Origin of the sequence: [Enterobacter] lignolyticus SCF1 (assembly GCF_000164865.1) — a bacterium.
Classification (GTDB): domain Bacteria; phylum Pseudomonadota; class Gammaproteobacteria; order Enterobacterales; family Enterobacteriaceae; genus Enterobacter_B; species Enterobacter_B lignolyticus.
The window spans coordinates 197,045-212,351 of the sequence record NC_014618.1 but is presented as its reverse complement, the minus strand read 5'-3'; the positions used below and the strand labels follow the sequence as shown (position 1 = coordinate 212,351).

At 58.6% G+C, this 15,307-nt stretch carries 12 protein-coding genes, 1 tRNA gene and 1 other RNA gene; 7 read left to right on the top strand and 7 right to left on the bottom strand.

Going from position 1 to position 15,307, the window contains the following annotated elements:
- Nucleotides 1-72 precede the first annotated feature (72 nt).
- From dppA to ENTCL_RS00985, 6 genes are all read right to left on the bottom strand, one after another.
- Entirely contained in the window at nt 73-1,680 is a 1,608-nt protein-coding gene (gene dppA, locus ENTCL_RS01005) for a dipeptide ABC transporter periplasmic-binding protein DppA (RefSeq protein WP_013364257.1), read from the bottom strand.
- A 646-nt stretch (nt 1,681-2,326) separates the two neighbouring features.
- A non-coding RNA gene (locus ENTCL_RS22510) (RtT sRNA) lies at nt 2,327-2,459 on the bottom strand.
- 35 nt (nt 2,460-2,494) lie between these two features.
- A tRNA-Pro gene (locus ENTCL_RS01000) sits at nt 2,495-2,571 on the bottom strand.
- 90 nt (nt 2,572-2,661) lie between these two features.
- A complete protein-coding gene (eptB, locus tag ENTCL_RS00995) occupies nt 2,662-4,341 on the bottom strand; it encodes a kdo(2)-lipid A phosphoethanolamine 7''-transferase (protein ID WP_013364255.1) in 1,680 nt (559 codons plus the stop codon).
- Nucleotides 4,342-4,570: 229 nt separating this feature from the next.
- Nucleotides 4,571-5,773, bottom strand: coding sequence for an L-lactate MFS transporter (locus ENTCL_RS00990; protein WP_013364254.1), 1,203 nt, complete (start codon nt 5,771-5,773; stop codon nt 4,571-4,573).
- A 232-nt stretch (nt 5,774-6,005) separates the two neighbouring features.
- The gene (locus ENTCL_RS00985) at nt 6,006-6,713 is read right to left on the bottom strand and encodes a hypothetical protein (RefSeq protein WP_013364253.1); all 708 of its coding nucleotides are present in this window, start codon (nt 6,711-6,713) and stop codon (nt 6,006-6,008) included.
- A 147-nt stretch (nt 6,714-6,860) separates the two neighbouring features.
- On the opposite strand from ENTCL_RS00985, the gene tag reads away from it, so the two are divergent.
- Both tag and ENTCL_RS00975 read left to right on the top strand, forming a co-directional pair.
- Nucleotides 6,861-7,442, top strand: coding sequence for a DNA-3-methyladenine glycosylase I (tag, locus tag ENTCL_RS00980; RefSeq protein WP_013364252.1), 582 nt, complete (start codon nt 6,861-6,863; stop codon nt 7,440-7,442).
- The gene (locus ENTCL_RS00975; RefSeq protein WP_013364251.1) at nt 7,420-7,860 is read left to right on the top strand and encodes an N-acetyltransferase; all 441 of its coding nucleotides are present in this window, start codon (nt 7,420-7,422) and stop codon (nt 7,858-7,860) included. The genes tag and ENTCL_RS00975 overlap by 23 nt, the downstream gene beginning before the upstream one ends.
- Here ENTCL_RS00975 and ENTCL_RS00970 read toward each other — a convergent pair.
- A complete protein-coding gene (locus ENTCL_RS00970; protein WP_013364250.1) occupies nt 7,829-10,162 on the bottom strand; it encodes a molybdopterin guanine dinucleotide-containing S/N-oxide reductase in 2,334 nt (777 codons plus the stop codon). The genes ENTCL_RS00975 and ENTCL_RS00970 overlap by 32 nt on opposite strands.
- A gap of 173 nt (nt 10,163-10,335) precedes the next feature.
- Here ENTCL_RS00970 and ENTCL_RS00965 point away from each other — a divergent pair, with 173 nt between their 5' ends.
- The 5 genes from ENTCL_RS00965 to ENTCL_RS00945 all read left to right on the top strand — a co-directional run bounded on the left by ENTCL_RS00965 (nt 10,336) and on the right by ENTCL_RS00945 (nt 15,304).
- Nucleotides 10,336-10,998, top strand: a complete 663-nt coding sequence (locus ENTCL_RS00965) for an OmpA family lipoprotein (RefSeq protein ID WP_013364249.1) — start codon at nt 10,336-10,338, stop codon at nt 10,996-10,998.
- A gap of 97 nt (nt 10,999-11,095) precedes the next feature.
- Nucleotides 11,096-12,112: a LacI family DNA-binding transcriptional regulator gene (locus ENTCL_RS00960; protein WP_013364248.1), complete on the top strand. Its 1,017-nt coding sequence runs from the start codon at nt 11,096-11,098 to the stop codon at nt 12,110-12,112.
- A gap of 110 nt (nt 12,113-12,222) precedes the next feature.
- Nucleotides 12,223-12,969, top strand: a complete 747-nt coding sequence (locus ENTCL_RS00955; protein ID WP_013364247.1) for a sugar phosphate isomerase/epimerase family protein — start codon at nt 12,223-12,225, stop codon at nt 12,967-12,969.
- 3 nt (nt 12,970-12,972) lie between these two features.
- Complete coding sequence (locus tag ENTCL_RS00950; protein WP_013364246.1) at nt 12,973-13,914, top strand: sugar kinase; 942 nt, start codon at nt 12,973-12,975, stop codon at nt 13,912-13,914.
- Nucleotides 13,915-14,023: 109 nt separating this feature from the next.
- Nucleotides 14,024-15,304, top strand: a complete 1,281-nt coding sequence (locus ENTCL_RS00945; protein ID WP_013364245.1) for an MFS transporter — start codon at nt 14,024-14,026, stop codon at nt 15,302-15,304.
- Nucleotides 15,305-15,307 lie beyond the last annotated feature (3 nt).

The following is a 15,307-nucleotide window of genomic DNA, read 5'->3' as shown; positions in this document are numbered from 1 at the left end:
CGACACTGCGTCTGTATTGCTCACAAATGTAAATGCCCTCTCCCCGCGGGGAGAGGGGGAACACATTGGTTATTATTCGACAGACACGTTTTCGAAGTGGTGCTTACCTAACGGGTCAACCACATAGCCTTTGACCTCTTTACGCACCGGCTCGTATACGGTGGAGTGAGCGATGATCAGCGCCGGAGCCTGGTCGTGCATCACTACCTGAGCCTGTTTGTACAGTTCAATACGCTTGTTGTGGTCGTCGGTCGCACGTGCCGGCTGAATCAGGTCTTCAAACGGCTTGTAGCACCAGCGAGAGTAGTTAGAGCCGTCTTTCGCCGCCGCGCAGCTGAACAGGGTCGCGAAGAAGTTATCCGGATCCCCGTTGTCGCCGGTCCAGCCCATCATCACGCTCTGGTGCTCGCCCGCTTTCGCACGCTTGAGGTACTCGCCCCACTCGTAGGTCACGATGTTGGCCTTCACGCCCACTTTCGCCCAGTCGGCCTGAATCATCTCAGCCATACGGCGAGCGTTCGGGTTGTATGGACGCTGTACCGGCATCGCCCACAGGTCGATGGTGAAGCCGTCCGCATGGCCCGCTTCTTTCAGCAGCGCTTTGGCTTTTTCCGGATCGTAGGTGTAGTCCTTAACGTCGTCGTTATAGCCCCACATGGTTGGCGGGATCAGGTTCTTCGCGGCAACGCCTGCGCCCTGATAAACGGCTTTGATGATCGCCTCTTTGTTCACCGCGTAGGTCAGCGCCTGGCGAACTTTAACGTCATCCAGAGGCTTTTTCTCGGTGTTGAAAGAGAGATAACCCACGTTCAGACCCGCCTGAGACATCAGGTTGATGTTTTTATCTTCCTTCATGCGCGCAATGTCAGCCGGGTTCGGGTACGGCATGACCTGGCATTCGTTTTTCTGCAGCTTGGCATAGCGTACAGACGCATCCGGCGTAATGGAGAACACCAGGCGGTCGATCTGCGGCTTAGTGCCCCAGTAGCCCGGGAACGCTTTGTACAGAATGCGGGAATCTTTCTGGTACTGCAGCAGCTGGAACGGACCGGTACCGATTGGGTTCAGGTCAACTTTCTCCGGCGTACCGGCTTTCAGCATGTTGTCAGCATATTCTTTCGACAGAATGGACGCGAAGTCCATCGCCAGATCCGCCAGGAACGGGGACTCCGGACGCGTCAGCACGAACTGAACGGTATTGTCGTCCACTTTCTTCACTTCGCTGATCAGATCCGGCAGGCCCATGCCTTCAAAGTATTCGTAGCTGCCGCCAGAAACTTTGTGGTACGGGTTTTTGTCGTTTTTCTGACGATCGAAGGAGAACACGATATCGTCCGCGTTCATATCGCGAGTCGGTTTAAAATCTTTATTGTCCTGCCACTTCACGCCTTTGCGCAGGTGGAAGGTATAGGTTTTGCCGTCCGGGCTGACATCCCACTTCTCAGCAAGCCCAGGGACGATTTCAGTGGTGCCGGTTTTGAATTCCACCAGACGGTTATAGATTGGCACCGAGCTGGCGTCATAGGTAGTACCAGAGGTAAAAAGCTGTGGGTTAAAGCCTTCCGGCGAGCCTTCAGAACAGTAAACCAGGGTTTTTGCCTGTACGCTTGCCGCAACAGTCATAGCCACCAGGCTAAGACCAAGCTTCAGCATCCCTGACTTTTTCAAGGAAATACTCATTATTCTGCTCCAAATGTGATGTTTGTATGTTGTGTTTTTCCGCCAGCCTTTATTTGTTTTTTACCCGGTCTGGTCGGGAGCGCCCGAAGGCAATGTGGGGACAGGAGATTCCTTTCACTGAAGTGACTGAGTTGCAGTGCGGATTCATCCTGAATTGCCCCTCACGCATTACAATCTGTCAACAGAATGTGCAAACGTCAATACAGGTAACCGTGATTTCCACCAACGGTGAGAATTGGTAAACAAAGATTAAAAAAACTTCAGGCCGCTATTTTCAGCAGGGAAAATTGTGCTACGCGCGCAACAGCAGCACAATCATCTCAATACTTTGGCTCAACCAGTGATTAACAATTGTGCTAAATGACAAAAAATTCTTGCGGGATGGCGATAATCTGAGCGGTTAATAGCGTGAACGTTAAAACGCACAGGGGAAAATGCTGAGCTTATCTATAAGCAACGCAAAAAAAGGGCTAACTAAATATAAAAAAATACAATGGAATATGTCACAAAATGGTTAACTGATGGTGGGAAGTCGGGCGAAGAGCGATTTTTGTGACTTTGGCGGGCGCAGCGCTTCTTCACTTGCCCCTGGAGTCGCCAGGCTCTGAATGCAAAAAACCCGCTCAGAGAGCGGGCTTTTCGAATTTGGTCGGTGATAGAGGATAACTCACCACTGCGTGGCTCGCCCTGCGGGCCGTTGCTAGCGCAACGTTCTCTCGCTTCGCTCGAGTCGAACCTCCTGCCCCCGGAGGCTCTCATCCTCATAAAACTCCGGATGCAAAAAAGCCTGCTCATTGAGCAGGCTTTTCGAATTTGGTCGGTGATAGAGGATTCGAACCTCCGACCCCTTCGTCCCGAACGAAGTGCGCTACCAGGCTGCGCCAATCACCGAATGCGGGGCGCATCTTACTGCTGAGACACTGCCCCGTCAATCCCTTTTCTCAAAAAGGGATTTGATCGGCGAGAAACTCGCCATTCACCCTACTTTTTCCGCTCCGGGACATGGCACCAGTTGTTGTTCTCGTTAATGCCGCCGTCCGGAGAAGTATATCCCAGGCAGCCCATAATCGTATCGTACAGCTCCACGTGGCGCTTCGGCTGCTTCATCGCCGCCTGCTGCTTGAGCCAGGCAAAAGACTGCGCGTGCGCCGGGTCCTGCAGATATTTATCCGACATCCATACCAGCATCGGTACGCGGAACTGTTCCGGCGGCGCCATCTTGCGCGGCGTCCCGTGCAGATGCTGACGCTCGTTGATCGACTCGCCGTGATCGGCCGCATAGAAGACAATCGCTTTCTTATCCCGCACCAGATCCAGTACATCGGAAATAAAGGCGTCGATATAGGTGATGGAGTTATCAAAGGAGTTGATCATCTCCTCCTTCGTGCATTTATCATCCACCCCGGTACACTCCGGCTTCCACTGCGCAAAGCTGCGCGGGTAGCGCTGGGTGTAGTTAAAGTGCGACCCTTTGGTGTGCAGAATAATCACCTGCTTGCCATCGGGATTAACGCTCAGCGACTGCTTCATCTCATCGACCAGCAGCATATCATCGACGCTCTTCCCGCGGTTGCGCGGCTCGGCGGCTATCTGCTCACGGTAGGCGATGTTGTTCGCCATGGTGTTGCTGTAGAACCAGATTTCGCTCTGCATCGCGTACAGCGCGCCGGTAAAGCCCAGCTGGTGCAGCACCGCAAAAACGTTTTGCTCTTTCAGCGTCCGCTGCGGGTTATCATCCACGCCGCCCTGACGCACAAACATGCAGCGCAGAGACAGCTTGGTCGCGGTGTCGCAGGAGTAGCCGCGAAACGCCACCAGGTTTTTCTCTTTGGCCAGCCGCGGCGTGGTGTCGCGATCGTAGCCGAGGATCCCCATGTGATCCCAACGCGTCGTTTCACCGATGATGAATACCACCAGGGTATCGTCCAGCCCCTTCGGCGCAACATAGGTAAACGTCTTCGCCGGGTTGATCAACGATTTGTTATCCGATGACTCATCCACCTGCGCCCAGGCGTAAAGGCCCAACGCGGAGATCCAGTTCGACGGCAGGTAGGAGTTCGCTATCACGCCGCCATAGCTGGGCATATCGACTCTGGAGGTTCGTTCCACCTGTTTTTGCCGCTGCTCAAGCAGCCGAATCGGCCCCCACACCAGCAAACCGACCATCGCCAGCGCGACCACATTTTTCAGGCGCTGTCCCGGGGTGCGCATTTGCCGCAGCAGCGTATTTTCCCCCCGATTGCACCAGATGCCGATAAGCGGAATGACGCTCACCACCGCCAGCCAGACGACAAAGCGCCATCCCACCACCTCTTTTGACAGATCGATATCCGTGGTCATCACTGAGGCGACAATGCCGTAGCCGATCACCACGTTCAGGAAGGTCATGTAGTAGCTGGCGCCCGCTGAAATGAGCACCAGCAGCGTCGCCAGCACCCGCCAGACGCGACGCCCCAGCAGGGACAACAGGCGAAGTAAGAAGAAGGTCAGGAGGACCGTTCCGGCAAGTTCAATCACCGCCGCAATGCCTTTCCAGGCGGTAAAGGCATGCGCATATCCGTCAAAACGGCGAATATAAACCGCACAGTTCATAAACAAGCCGATGTAAACAGCCAGCAAAAAGCACAGCTTTTGCTGGGTCATCGATTTCACATATTTCATTGCAAGCAACCCTGGTAAAAGGGATATAAAAAAAACCAGCCAATGGTTAAAAGACCATGGCAGGCTAAATGATGCGTAAATGACCTTTAATCAGAAAGGTCTACAAGCGCGATAAGTAGACCACAGGGGATGGGAAAAGTAGCGGCACGAAATGTGATAGAAGCACGTATTTACAAAAATACGTGCCCCGAACGAGATGATTTACTGCGCAAATGTCTCGATCGTCGTATCAGGCATGCGCCTGCTGAAGCACAACGCGCTGCGGTTGACGAATAGTGGTAGACAGCGCCAGAGAGAGGATCAACAGCGCAAAGATGACGCAGAAAGTGACATAAAAGCCGCCGAACAGCGAGGCGATAATCGAGCCGCAAATGCTGCCAATGCCGAAGCCCAAATAAATCACGCCATAGTTTTTCGCCAGATTGTTCAGGCCGAAGAATTCGCTCACCAGCGACGGGAATACCGTAATCGTACCGCCGAAGTTAAAGGCGACACAGGCAATCGCCGCGAAGAAGCCCAGCGCATTAAGCGGTGCGAACAGCAGCGCCGCCATGCCGATCAGTGAAATCACCTGACCAAGGGTAATGACGCGAATACGGGCGATTTTATCGGAGAGAATACCCAGCACCAGACGGCCGCTCAGGTTAGCGATGGAAATCACGGTCACCGCGTTGGCCGCCGTCATAGCATCAAGATGCACCATCCCCTGGGCGATATCCTTCGCCACGCCGATCACGTACAGACCGCTCATGCACGCCGTCAGGAACATCACGGCCAGCATCCAGTACTGCGGTTTACGCATGGACTGCGCCAGCGTGTAGTCGTTTTCCACCACGCCGTTGACCGTTTTCACCGCCTGGTTCGGCGCATCGGTCATCAGCATGGCGCCGAACACGATCATCACCAGAACGATGGCGCCCCAGATCATGAAGGTGCTTTCCAGACCCACGCTCGCCAGCAGCTGGCTGTCGATAAACTTAAAGCCCAGGCTGCCGAGGCCGTAGGCGCCAATGGAGAAGGCGGAGATAAGCCCCTTACGCTCCGGGAACCACTTCACGCAGTTCGACAGCGTCAGCAGATAGCCCGCTCCGTCCGCCAGACCCACCAGCACGCCCGCACTCAGCCACAGCATCATCAGGCTGTTGGCATGCGACGTCAGGAAAAAGCCGATGCCGAGCAGAATGCCGGAGGCTATCGTCACGCGCTTCACGCCGAAACGCTCCTGCAGCTTACCGGCCACCGACGACGACAGCGCCAGGCCAAGGCTCAACAGGCCAAACGAGAAAGCGACCTGGCTTACCGGCGCGTCCAGTTTTTCCGACAGCGCGCCGTTGAACAGGCTCCAGGTGTAAACCGAACCCAGCGCGAATTGCGTAATGATGGTGCCGATAAGCGTAAGCCAGCGGGTAGATTGACGGGTTGCAGCGTTCATAGCAGATGTGCCTTTATGAAATTAACTGCTGCTCACGATAGCGAAGTGTGGTTTCCCGCAGGGCAAAAAAGGCATGAAATGCAGCCAGTACGGAATGAAATGCACTGAGGCGGGAATGAATGACATGGACAGCCCAGGCGGCGGAATAAAGTTAGCGCTCACTATCGACACGAAATGCGTCAAGTGTGTACTTCAAACGTAAACACAATGTTTCATTGATGCAAAAGAGAGGCTAAAAGCGGGCATTAATCCCCATAATATAGAGCGTGTTCTCGCCGGTCATCATATTGTCAGACTGCGACACCGTGGCGTAGGCCGCCAAGTGTTGGTTCAGCAGAATATCGGCCCCCAGCGTGACGTCGTACCAGCTGCCGTCCTGCGTTGAGGTGGGAACGCGGTTAAGTCCCGACTGCAGCTTCCATTGGTTTTCGCCAAACTGCTGGTTATAGCTGATTTGCGCCCACGGGTGGACCCCCCATAGCGGTACGGCGTCCACGCGCCAGCCGAGGGTGCTGACGCTGGCGTGCCACATCGGGTCGGTTAACGCCGTCGTTCCGCCGCTGTCGCCAAAATCATTCCAGATAGCGGTCGCTGAACCGTCATAGTGCCAGCTGGCGATCGGGCCGGTGGTTAAGGTGTCAGTGACGGGAAAATTCACGCCCACGCTCCAGGTGCGGACGGTGCTGAGCGGGGTATCATCGGGGTAGTTCGTGACGACGCCGGGCTGCATTTGCGAGGCGCTGATGCGCTCGGCCAGAATATCATCGTAACGCGGTTGGTGATCGCTATCCCAGCGATAACTTTCCGCCGTATTACTTTGACCATCAGTAACGGTATATTCCTGTTGCCAGGCCCATGAAGATGTAGCGCATGACATCCATAAAATCGCCGAGCCTGCGCAAAGCCGGCCCTGCAAGCCAGTGCATTTCTTGATTATCATTATTGCGACTCCAGAGAGCGCCAGACCCGTCAATGTTGTTATGATTTTTACGGCATTGCTTTACATAATAACTATTGTCGCTTTCTATCTACCGTCAAGCCAGGTGGCGCATTTTCTTATCATTATCAGTAAAGTTGGGAGAATCAGATGGAACGTTGCGGTTGGGTGAGTCAGGATCCGCTCTACATTGCGTATCACGATAATGAATGGGGCGTGCCCCAGCACGATAAGCAAAAGCTGTTCGAGATGATCTGTCTTGAAGGGCAGCAGGCGGGTCTGTCCTGGATAACCGTGCTGAAAAAGCGCGAGAACTATCGTAACGCCTTCCACCAGTTCGACCCGCGGAAAGTCGCGGCGATGGAGGAAGCCGACGTGGAGCGGCTGGTGCAGGACGCCGGGATAATCCGCCATCGCGGTAAAATTCAGGCCATCATCAACAACGCCCGCGCCTTTCTGGCGATGGAAGCCAACGGCGAAGCGTTTGCCGACTTTGTCTGGTCATTTGTCGACCACCGGCCCCAGCTGACCAACGCTGCCAGCCTGGCGGAGATTCCCACCACCACCCCGGCCTCCGACGCCCTGTCGAAGGCCCTGAAAAAACGCGGCTTTAAGTTTGTCGGCTCCACCATTTGCTACTCCTTCATGCAGGCCTGCGGGCTGGTGAATGACCACATTACGGGGTGTTTCTGCCATCCGGGAGGCCATGATGATCCACAAATGGCAAAGTAACGATACCGCCCCGCTGCTGAAGCTGTGGATGGACAGCACCATCTTTGCGCACCCCTTTATTGAGGAGCTGTACTGGCGCGAAAGCGAAGCCATTGTGCGGGATGTCTACCTGCCCGCGGCGCAAACCTGGGTCTGGGAAAGCGAAGGGGAAATTAAGGGCTTTATCAGCATCCTGGAATCCCGGTTCGTCGGCGCGCTGTTTGTCGCGCCGGACGCCCTGGGTCAGGGGATAGGCCGGGCGCTGCTGAACTACGCCCGGCAGTTTTATCCGGTTCTCAGCCTGGAGGTGTACCAGAAAAACAGCCGGGCGGTGAACTTCTACCATGCGCAGGGTTTTCGTATCGAAGACAGCGCATGGCAGGAAGAAACCGGCCAGCCGACCTGGATTATGCACTGGCAGGCGGATCAAACGCCGTAAGCGTCAACGACGGCCCACGGTATTTCTCCAGCCGCACCAGCGCCGTATTCCCGGCGCAGCCGTTCCCCAGCCGTGAGCTGGGGAGATCTTTGGTCAACACGTTGACCGCGCCGTTTTTGCAGATTCCACCGGCCTGCGGGTCGAGGTCCGGCCATGCGCCTTCATGCAGGCAAATCACCCCCGGGCGAATCCCGTCGCTGACGACCGCGCCGGCCAGCACCTGCCCGCGCGAGTTCCAGACCCGCACCAGGTCGCCATCGGCGATGTCGCGCGCCCGCGCGTCGTCCGGATGCAGCGTCAGCGGTTCGCAACCGGCCACCGCGTACCGCTCGCGCAGCGACGTAAAGTTAAGCTGGCTGTGCAGGCGATGCGCCGGATGGGCGGAAAGCAGCTGCAGCTGATCCGCCCGGGCGTTGCCGTGCCACTCGTCCGGCGCCAGCCACGTCGGGTGGCCCGGGCAGTCGGCATAGCCATATCCGGCGATACGCCGGGAATAAATCTCAATTTTGCCGCTATCGGTTTTCAGCGGGTTGGCCTGCGGGTCGGCGCGAAACGCGGCGAAGCGGACGAACCGCGCGTTCTGTTCGCTCTGCGGCATCTCGATCAGCTGGTTGGCCTGCCAGAATTCACGAAACGGCGGCAGCGTCACCTGCTGGCTGGCGCCGCGCTGCCCGGCAATCTGGTAGAACGTCTCCAGCCACTGCAGGTCGTTTTTGCCCTCGGTGAAACGCTCACGCCCGCCCGCCTCCCAGCGCTCGCTGAGCTCGGCAAACACCTCGAAGTCGTCGCGGGCCTCATCGCGCGGGGCCACCACCCGCTTCATCGGCACCAGATGCTGGTTGCTGTAATCGCCGGTCATGGTCAAATCATTACGTTCAAACGACGTGGTGGCGGGCAGGACGATATCCGCGTGGCGCGCCGCCGCCGTCCAGAAGCATTCGGAAATCACGATAAGCTCCGGCTTCTGCCAGGCGCGGATCAGGCGGTTGGTGTCCTGGTGATGTGTGAAGTTCGCGCCGCCGGCCCACCAGATAAAGCGGATATCCGGGAAATGGCGGTCCATCCCATTATGCTGGTACGGCGCGCCCGGGTTTTCCAGCGCTTCCACAATGCGCGCCACCGGGATTTTGTCCACCGCATCCACACCGCCCGCCACGCTGCCCTGCATGGACGCCAGCACCGCCGCGCGGCGCGTCGGGTTGCCGCCGTTGGCAAAGTGATAGGAGAGGCCAAAACCGCCGCCCGGGGTGCCGATTTGTCCCAGCATGGCGGCAAGCGTCACCAGCATCCAGTGCTTTTGCTCGCCAAACTGCTGGCGCTGCATGCCCCAGCCGGTCATCAGCATGGTCGTATTTTCATGGAACAATTGCGCCAGTTCGCGGATTTTGTCCGCACTTACGCCGCAGATACCGGCCGCCCACTCGGCGGTTTTCGCCACCCCGTCGCGCTCGCCGGTGAGATAGCGGGCGAACTCGTCATAGCCGGTGGTGCAATGCTGCAAAAACGCGCTGTCGTGCCATCCGTGCTCCACCAGGGTATGGGCGATGCCCAGCATCAGCGCCACGTCGGTGCCCATATGCGGCGCGATCCACTCCATGGCATCGCCGAAGAAATCCACCGTCTCCGATCGCATCGGATCGATGCAGATCAGCCGCTTACCGCTTTTGCGCAGCCTGTCGAACCAGACAATGCCCTGTTCATCCGAGGCGTTCCAGGCGATTTTCAGGGTATTCAGCGGGTTGGCGCTCCACAGCACCACCACATCGGTATGTTCCAGCACCAGCGGCCAGCTGGTCTGCTGCTGGTAGACCTCATTGCTGCCGACCACGTAAGGCATGATCGCCTGCGCCGCGCCGGTGGAGTAATCCCCCAGGTGCCCGGTATACCCGCCCGCCAGGCTCATATAGCGCTGCAGGAGCGTCGCCGCCTTGTGCAGCACGCCGTTTGAGCGCCAGCCGTAGGAGCCCGCGAAAACAGAGGCAGGCCCATACGTGGCGCGAATGCGCTGATGCTGGGTGTGGATAAGATCCAGCGCCTGCTCCCAGCTGACGCGGACAAACTCATCCTGGCCGCGCACGCCCTGCGGCGCATCAGGCGAGGCCAGATAGCCTTTGCGCACCATCGGATAACGCACCCGCGTTTTGCTGTGCACCTGCTCGCGCACCACGCTTTGCAGCGAATTCTCAAACGTTCCGGGCAGCGCCCCGCGTGAGGCGAGGACGTTCTCGCCATCGGTATCGACCAGCATCGGCCCCCAGTGGGCCGCCGTCAGAATGGTGTTCGTTGCAGGTGAACTCGCCAAGGTACGCTCCTGAACTGCGCATGCAGGTGGTTGTGACGACGGCGATTTTTTCATCACCGTTCAATAATGTTTACAAAAATATGCGTTGTTTCTGGAATTTTCTACGCATCAGGACGTCATAATCAACCGCCAACATCGCTGTGGCAAAGAATAAAAAGGATTAAGGAAAGAAGATGAAAAAACGCGTACTCATGATTGCCGCTATGGTCAGCGGCGCGCTGGTTATTTCAGGTTGTACGACTAACCCCTACACTGGCGAACGCGAAGCAGGTAAATCCGGTATCGGCGCAGGACTTGGCGCGCTCGCAGGCGCAGGCATCGGCGCGCTCTCCTCCTCGAAGAAGGACCGTGGCAAAGGCGCGCTGATTGGCGCAGCGGCTGGCGCGGCCGTCGGCGGCGGCATCGGTTATTACATGGACGTGCAGGAAGCCAAACTGCGGCAGAAAATGCAGGGAACCGGCGTCAGCGTGACGCGTAGCGGTGACAACATCATCCTCAATATGCCGAACAACGTCACCTTCGACAGCAGCAGCGCGAACCTGAAACCCGCTGGCGCTAACACCCTGACCGGCGTGGCGATGGTGCTGAAAGAGTATGAGAAAACCGCGGTGAACGTGGTCGGTTACACCGACAGCACCGGCAGCAAAGACCTGAATATGCGCCTGTCCCAGCAGCGCGCCGACAGCGTCGCCAGCTCCCTGATAACCCAGGGCGTTGCCGCTAACCGCATCCGCACCACCGGCATGGGCCAGGCGAACCCCATCGCCAGCAACAGCACGGCAGAAGGCAAAGCGCAGAACCGCCGCGTAGAGATAACCTTAAGCCCGCTGCAGTAACCCTTCGGCCCGGCGGCGTATCGCCCGCCGGGCAAACTACTTGATTAGCCAGATTTTCGCGCTAAGGTGTTCACACATTCAGGCGAAGGAAGTAGTTATGGCGATCAAGGCGCGGGCCACCATCAGCGATGTCGCGAAAGCGGCAAAAGCAGGTAAAACCAGCATTTCACGGTATCTGAACGGCGAAAAGCATCTGCTTTCCGACGCCATGCTGGCGCGCATCGAAAAGGCGATCGCTGAGCTCGACTACCGCCCCAGCCTGATGGCGCAGGGTCTTAAGCACGGCCGCACCCGGCTGATTGGCCTGATCATCGCCGATATCACCAACCCCTATTCCGTCGACGTGCTGAGCGGCATTGAAGCCGCCTGTCGCGAGCAGGGGTTTACCCCGCTGGTCTGTAACACCAACAACGAAGTCGATCAGGAGCAGCACTACCTCGACCTGCTGCGCAGCTACCAGGTGGAAGGGATCGTGGTCAACGCCGTGGGCATGCATGAAGAGGGGTTAAGCCGCCTGCAGCAGTCGGCGCTGCCGATGGTGCTTATCGACCGAAAAATTCCCGATTTCGCCTGCGACGTGGTCGGGCTGGATAATGCCCAGGCGGCGACCACCGCTACCGAGCACCTTGTCGAACAGGGATTTGAAGCCCTGCTGTTCCTCAGCGAGCCCCTTGGCACCGTCAATACCCGTCGCGAGCGGCTGCAGGCGTTTCGCGCCACCCTCGCCCGCCATCCGGGCGTAATGGCGGAAAACGCCGAGGTGCCGCTTAACGACTGCGCGCGCATCGACAGCGCGCTGCGTGAGTTCCATACCCGCCATCGCGGCATGCGCAAAGCGGTGATTTCCGCCAACGGCGCGCTCACCCTGCAGGTGGCTCGCGCCCTTAAACGCCTTGGCCTGCACTGGGGCAGCGATATCGGACTATTGGGCTTCGACGAGCTGGAATGGGCGGAGCTCGCTGGCGTGGGCATCACCACCCTCAAACAGCCGACGTGGCAAATAGGCCATACCGCCGTCGAGCAGGTGGTGCGCCGCATTGAGGGCAACCGCGAGCCGTTTTGCGAACAGGTGTTCTCCGGAGAGCTCATCGTCAGAGGATCCACCAGCCGCTAATTCCCTTCGTGATGGCGATCATAAATCAGACGCGTCGGTCTTTTCTTTGGAACCGGTTCCATCTAGCGTAATACAGAGACACCTGTTTCGTATTGCTGGGGAGCTGCCGGATGGCAAGAAAAATTATTGTGGTCACTGCCGCCTACGGTCACGACCGTATCCGCACACTGGGCGGTCAGTCCGCCGTACTGCCGCTTGTCGCGGCCTCGGGCGCCGATGGCGTCGAAATTCGCCGCGAGCTGTTCGGCCCGGACGAGCTCAGCCGTCTGGCCACGCTTGCCGGCGAGATTGAGCGCCTCGGGCTGCTGGCCTGCTACTCTGCGCCGGAGCCGCTGTTTGACCCTGACGGCAAACTTAATGCCCGGCTGCCCGCGCTGCTGCAGGAAGCCTGCACGCTGAACGCCCTGTGGCTGAAGCTCTCGCTCGGACACTTTGGCGATAGCGCCGCGCTGGAGCCGCTGCGCGCGATTCTGGCACAAAGCGGTACGGCGCTGGTGATTGAAAACGATCAAACCGCCTGCGGACAGCTGGCGCCGATGCGCCGCTTCCAGGCCGCCGTGCAGGGGCTGAACCTGCCGGTCACCCTGACTTTCGACATGGGCAACTGGCTGTGGGTCGACGAGTCGCCGGAAGAGGCCGCCAGCCTGCTGGCGCCGACGGTCAGCTATATTCACGTCAAAGCCGCGCAGCCCCACGCCGACCGCTGGCACGCGGTGCCGCCAGACGATGCCCCGCGCTGGCGGGCGCTGCTCAACCAGCTGCCTGCCGACGCGCCGCGCGGCATTGAGTTTCCGCTGGAAGGTCAGGATCTGACCGCCGTCACCCGCCATTACGTCACCCTGTTACGCGAGGAGTAAACCATGACCCGGCAACTGGACGTTATCACCATCGGCGAAGCCATGGCCATGTTTGTCGCGCAGCAGGGCGGCGCGCTAAGCCAGGTCGATCGCTTTATCAAACGCGTGGCGGGCGCAGAGCTGAACGTCGCCACCGGCCTTGCCCGCCTGGGGCTGAACGTCGGCTGGGTCAGCCGCGTCGGCGACGACAGCTTCGGACATTTTGTCCTCGAGACGCTGCGCCGCGAAGGGATTGATGCCGCAGGCGTCACGCTGGACGATCGTTACCCGACCGGCTTTCAGCTGAAATCGAAAGTCGAAAATGGAACCGATCCCATTGTGGAGTATTTCCGCAAAGGCTCCGCCGCCAGCCATCTGTCGACCGCCGATTTTCATAGCGATTACTTCGCCCGCGCGCGCCATCTGCACCTCAGCGGAGTCGCCGCCGCGCTGTCTGCCGGCTCGTATGCCCTGCTTGAACAGGCGGCGTGCGCCATGAAGGCCCAGGGAAAAACGCTGTCGTTTGACCCGAACCTGCGTCCGGTGCTGTGGCGCAGCGAAGCCGAAATGGTGGAAAAACTTAACCATCTCGCCGTGCAGGCGGACTGGGTGCTGCCCGGCATCGGCGAAGGCATCATTCTGACCGGCCAGCGAACCCCGGAAGGGATCGCCGATTTTTACCTGCATCGCGGCGTGAAGGTGGTGATGATTAAAACCGGTGCCGACGGCGCATGGTTCAAATGCGCCAGCGGCGAACGGGGCACCGTCGCGGCGGCTAAAGTCGACAACGTCGTGGATACGGTCGGCGCAGGCGATGGCTTCGCCGTCGGCGCGATCAGCGCGCTGCTGGAAGGGAAAACCGTCGAACAGGCGGTGCGTCGCGGCAACCGTATCGGCTCGCTGGCAATCCAGGTGCAGGGCGACAGCGAAGGCTTGCCCACCCGGGAAACGCTGGGCGAGTACTGATTTCCCCCTCACGCTTTCGCCGCGAGGCGAGCGTGAGGAACACACAACAACACGCTACCCTGTACCCTACATACAGCGGCGGCATCTCCTCAACTACAGAGGCCCGACTATGACCAGTACAACAAACGCAACCAAACGCTGGTGGTACATCATGCCTGTCGTGTTTATCACGTACAGCCTGGCGTATCTCGATCGCGCGAACTTCAGCTTCGCCTCCGCCGCCGGTATTAACGACGATCTCGGCATCACTAAAGGGGTCTCGTCCCTGCTCGGCGCGCTGTTTTTCCTCGGCTACTTCTTCTTCCAGATCCCCGGCGCCGTATACGCCGAGCGCCGCAGCGTGCGCAAGCTCATCTTTGTCTGCCTGATCCTGTGGGGCGGCTGCGCCTCGCTGACCGGCGTGGTGACCAACATTCCGATGCTGGCGGCGATCCGCTTTATCCTCGGCGTGGTGGAGGCGGCGGTAATGCCCGCGATGCTTATCTATATCAGCAACTGGTTTACTAAATCGGAGCGTTCGCGCGCCAACACCTTTTTGATCCTCGGCAACCCGGTGACCGTACTGTGGATGTCGGTGGTGTCCGGCTACCTGATTCAGGCCTTCGGCTGGCGGGAAATGTTTATCCTCGAAGGGATCCCAGCCGTCATTTGGGCGTTCTGCTGGTGGGTGCTGGCCAAGGACAAACCGACGCAGGTAGGCTGGCTGTCAGAGAGCGAAAAATCCGCTCTGCAGGCGCAGCTTGACCGCGAGCAGCAGGGAATAAAAGCGGTGCGCAACTACAGCGAGGCGTTCCGCTCCCGCAACGTGGTGCTGCTGTGCATGCAGTATTTTGCCTGGAGCATCGGGGTGTACGGCTTTGTGCTGTGGCTGCCGTCAATCATCCGCAGCGGTGGGGAAAACCTCGGCATGGTGGAAGTGGGCTGGCTCTCATCTGTGCCTTACCTGGCGGCGACTATCGCCATGATCCTCGCCTCCTGGGCTTCTGACAAGCTGCAAAACCGCAAGCTGTTCGTCTGGCCGCTGCTGCTGATTGCCGGGCTTGCTTTCATCGGCTCCTGGGCCGTTGGCGCCAACCACTTCTGGGTTTCCTACACGCTGCTGGTGATCGCCGGCGCGGCAATGTACGCCCCGTACGGTCCCTTCTTCGCGATTGTGCCGGAGATGCTGCCGCGCAACGTGGCTGGCGGCGCCATGGCGCTTATCAACAGCATGGGGGCGCTGGGTTCGTTCTTCGGCTCCTGGTTTGTCGGCTACCTCAACGGCGCGACCGGCAGCCCGTCAGCGTCCTATATTTTCATGGGGGTGGCGCTCTTCGCCGCCGTGTGGCTTACTTTGATTGTTAAGCCTGCTAATAATCAACAGGTTCCCGTTGGCGCGCGTCACGCCTGAATC

Excerpts from the sequence above, each read along its gene's own strand:
- dppA (WP_013364257.1), bottom strand. The coding sequence starts at position 1,680 with ATGAGTATTTCCTTGAAAAAGTCAGGGATGCTGAAGCTTGGTCTTAGC.
- eptB (WP_013364255.1), bottom strand. The coding sequence starts at position 4,341 with ATGAAATATGTGAAATCGATGACCCAGCAAAAGCTGTGCTTTTTGCTG.
- ENTCL_RS00990 (WP_013364254.1), bottom strand. The coding sequence starts at position 5,773 with ATGAACGCTGCAACCCGTCAATCTACCCGCTGGCTTACGCTTATCGGC.
- ENTCL_RS00985 (WP_013364253.1), bottom strand. The coding sequence starts at position 6,713 with ATGATAATCAAGAAATGCACTGGCTTGCAGGGCCGGCTTTGCGCAGGC.
- tag (WP_013364252.1), top strand. The coding sequence starts at position 6,861 with ATGGAACGTTGCGGTTGGGTGAGTCAGGATCCGCTCTACATTGCGTAT.
- ENTCL_RS00975 (WP_013364251.1), top strand. The coding sequence starts at position 7,420 with ATGATCCACAAATGGCAAAGTAACGATACCGCCCCGCTGCTGAAGCTG.
- ENTCL_RS00965 (WP_013364249.1), top strand. The coding sequence starts at position 10,336 with ATGAAAAAACGCGTACTCATGATTGCCGCTATGGTCAGCGGCGCGCTG.
- ENTCL_RS00960 (WP_013364248.1), top strand. The coding sequence starts at position 11,096 with ATGGCGATCAAGGCGCGGGCCACCATCAGCGATGTCGCGAAAGCGGCA.
- ENTCL_RS00955 (WP_013364247.1), top strand. The coding sequence starts at position 12,223 with ATGGCAAGAAAAATTATTGTGGTCACTGCCGCCTACGGTCACGACCGT.
- ENTCL_RS00950 (WP_013364246.1), top strand. The coding sequence starts at position 12,973 with ATGACCCGGCAACTGGACGTTATCACCATCGGCGAAGCCATGGCCATG.
- ENTCL_RS00945 (WP_013364245.1), top strand. The coding sequence starts at position 14,024 with ATGACCAGTACAACAAACGCAACCAAACGCTGGTGGTACATCATGCCT.